Source organism: Suttonella ornithocola (genome assembly GCF_001889065.1).
Classification (GTDB): Bacteria; Pseudomonadota; Gammaproteobacteria; order Cardiobacteriales; family Cardiobacteriaceae; genus Suttonella_A; species Suttonella_A ornithocola.
In genome coordinates this window covers 1-3,870 of sequence record NZ_LWHB01000179.1, presented here as the reverse complement: position 1 = coordinate 3,870, position 3,870 = coordinate 1, and the positions used below count along the sequence as shown (strand labels likewise).

Here is a 3,870-nt window from a genome sequence, read left to right as displayed (position 1 = left end):
CTTTCGATACAAGTTTCTGCTTTTTGCACCGCATTAACATCGCCTGTTTTCTTATTCTCATAAATCCGCGTAGTGAAGAATACCGTGCTAAGTAAAACTTTTGGCTGAGTAACCACCTGTTCGCTAGTTTTATTTTCATTACCAGCAATCACTCCCGGTTCAAGCTCAATAAACCAACCCTTTTTATTTTTAGGCAATGGACTATTCACAGAGGCTGTTCGTTTACCATTTGCCGTTTTAATTTCGCGTTTTTCTAAATTCGCTGTTGTCAGCTGAGAAGGCTCTTTCGTATCTAAATCATCATAAATACCGAAAAAGGCTTGTTTATCCGTATTGGTGCGATCGCTTTCAAAAATATCTCGACCTGTTCCAAAAGTAACCACCACCTGATGCTCATCTACTCGATAAATCGCAGGTGCTGCTGAAATAGGTTGCTTTTTATTACCATCATAAATCTTGCTTACTTTCCACTCATCAGGCTTACCGCGCAAATCAAAGCGATACATATCGCCAAACTGATCACCAGCATAAGCCACATCTACAATACCATCAAAATTGATATCAACTAACGCTGCTGGTGCAAGCGCTCCCGCACCATCCGCGTTTGACGCAGAAAGCGTCTTAATCACGCTGCCTTTTACGCCATTAGGCTTCAATACGCCACCAGTAGTATCCTCGCCCATCTCTTCGCCAAGCATATTGTAGATATAAAGCGTTGGTTTACTGTCGTAAGGCACATCTTTATTTTTCGCCTGATAACCATTTGCCACAAAGCCTGCTAACAGCACATCGCTAGCATAATCAGGCGTAGTTTTATCGCTCCATTTTTTCGCCACCTGATAGATGGTTGGCTTACCAACCGTATAGCCTAATTTATTCTTCGCACCTTTCTCGCTTTCCCATAATGGGACGGATTTATCCCATTTATTATTTGCTACATCTAAGCCCGTAGACGCACATACAGCTGAACCACCTGTAATGCTTGCTGCTGTTGTTCGTTCACAACCCGTAATACTTAAAGCATATACACCACGACCGCCTTGCCCCATCGCGCCTAAAGCTACTATTCTTTGCTGACGACCGCCCGTCTTCGGAGTTTTCACATAAGCAATACCACCATTAACACCATACATATGCGGATTATCAGAGCTGCCATAATCTTCCCGCGCAAGGCGATACATATTTCTCATCAAGGTATCGCTATCATCCTTGCTCTCTCTTTGCATTCCTCCTGGAATATAATTAAGCACTAGCTGATAGCTATCGCCTGATGCACCCGTCTTTTTAAATAAATATACCATGCCATCATTCGCACCTACCATTAGATACTTCGCATTTTCGCCCATCGCTACCACAGAAGAATCTAACACATCGCCCATTTGGCGCGCATCTGCAGTGGCTGGATTTTCGCCTGGTTTAAGCTCAACATCTTTTAAGCGATCTCGATAATCACCAACCACAGCATCACTTGAGGTTAATTGCAAAGCTTTCACGGTAGCAATAATCTGCTCATCGCTTTTTGATTTATCACGTGTAATCCAAGGATAAAAACCATGATTAAATTCACTATATCTATCACTAACGGACTTAAAGCCAAAATCTTTCGTCGTTTTTTCATCTTTTGCTAACCAGCGCGTTTCTGTACCATTGTTAATCAAAAATTTGCGTTGCGCTGTATAATTGGGGGATTCAAGCTCATTTTCGCCTTTTGAATTAAGAATAGGCTTGTTTTCATCATCCAATTTATTTAAATGTAGCTCACTGCTCCAATTACCCGTATCTAAAGTCATCGTCGCAGCTAAGCCTTCAATAGAGCTACTGGTGTTAGCGGGGGTAGAAACGGATGTGGTTTTTTGAGGCTTTCCGCCACCTGATTTAGCAACGTTTTCAAAAATTTTCTTAAAGGCATCAACCAATTCTTCTGGCTGATCGACCACGAAATAAGTTTGCGGCTGAACGCCATTCTCCCCAGGTGCGGCAACCCCCGCTGATTCCAAATATCTCCTACCGTTGGGGGACAATCCTTTACCAAAGCCTACAACATAGGTTTCAATATTTTGCTTAGGATACTTATCATCATCCCAGCTAGTGCCTTCTGCATCCACTCCGCCTGTTTTTAAATCCGCATTAAACAGTTTTTTACTAAAAAAGGCTATCCCATTATTATCGCCTGCGCCATTTCCTTTATATCCATGTGGCAAGTAACCATAGATTGAATCTGGATCATATTGCGAATAGTCTGATCGCCTAAACGGATAAGCATTATCTGTTCTTAGTCTACCACCACCTGCATAGTTTGCATCTCCATCAGATAACATAACAATATAATTTTTTTGACAAGCATATTTCATACTATTCTTTACTTTCCATGCCGCTTGAATATAACGAATAGTTGCAGGAGTATAAGCGGAACATTTAATTCTTCTACCTCTACTATTTACAGCAGTAGATTCATAATGTAAACGCTCAACAACAGGCTTTATACTCGCTGCTGACATATAATCATGAAATACTAAACCTATTCTTGATGTTTCTTTTTCCGCTTCTCCAGGACACTGATCTTTATTAGGTTCTTCAGAACCCCAAAGAGTAAACAAGCTCCAATTCATTTCAATCGGTTTGCCCGTTTTATCATCAACGACATGACCCGGTTCATTTGGGTCATATTGATTGAGCACTTCTCTGATAGCATCCCTAGTAGCTTCCATACGTCTATACGGTCTAACATAAAACCCCCCATTCCTTACATAATACCTACATTCTTCATTATATTGACCATTTTCATCATAGTTTTTTCGATTACATTTTATATCTTTCAGTACGGTATTCATTGACCCCGAATCATCCACAAAAAGCATAACATTGGGTTTAACGCCTGGCGCAGATTTCGTGGTTTCTTTATTAATCAAATGCAAAGGCTCTGTAGAAAAGGGGGAGGTCTTTATTTTTGGTTCATCCGCATTTGCTACTGAGGTATAGCAGGCAGAAAATATTGCTAAAGCAATAATTTTTTTGCTATGTTCAAAGGGAAAAATTTGACTCAAAGTTGTTTCCATTCTGTATTTCCTTCTTATTGATTAACACTTATGGGCAAGCGACAAAATATACTCTAAGATAAGCATATATTACTCTCTTTATATATTTTTAAAATACTTTCATAATATTACATAAAAAAGCAAAATAATAGAGATTTAAAAAGTAGGTAGTATAGTCAGAGACTATCAAAAAAGTTACACATCCACATAAAACATAGTCAAAGGCTAATAAAAGAGCTAAAAAATTGGTAGTGGTTTGAAAATCATGCTGGGGTAAAAAATATAGTAATTTAAAATAGAAACAAGACTAAAAATAGCGAAAACTAACAAAATGGCATACACAATTGAAATCCGACAAAAAGCAATGGCGTACTGGAACAAATGCAAAGACATTGACCAAGTCAATACAAGCCTATGGCATATCACGCTCAGCACTATACAGCTGGAAAAAACTCCAAAGAGATACAGGTGAACTTAGCGCCCAATCTCAAGGCACAAAACCAAGAAAAATAGACCGTGAACAACTTAAAACCTATGTAGAACAACACAATGATGCCTATTTATTTGAAATAGCAGAACACTTTGCCTGTACACCACAAGGTATATTTTATGCACTAAAATCAATCGGTATGACACTTAAAAAAAGACCACGACCTACAAAGAACAAGACCCAATCAAAGTAGAAAACGATCTAACCAAGCTTGCAACCTTCAATGACCATCAAAGGGTTTATATTGATGAAACGGGTATAGATACCTACTTACATCACCTTTGCAAGCTCATCCAAAGGGAAAACTGTTAAAAGCACCATTAGTGGCAAAAATATAACGATATC

Annotated in this window: 1 protein-coding gene and 1 pseudogene; one reads left to right on the top strand and one right to left on the bottom strand. The window is 39.1% G+C overall.

Going from position 1 to position 3,870, the window contains the following annotated elements; all coding sequences use genetic code 11:
• The coding region (locus A5N85_RS12135) for a pilus assembly protein (protein ID WP_072577451.1) at nt 1–3,056 on the bottom strand (3,056 nt) is incomplete at its 3' end.
• A gap of 310 nt (nt 3,057–3,366) precedes the next feature.
• On the opposite strand from A5N85_RS12135, the pseudogene A5N85_RS16715 reads away from it, so the two are divergent.
• Nucleotides 3,367–3,870, top strand: a pseudogene (locus A5N85_RS16715) (IS630 family transposase); the annotation flags it as partial.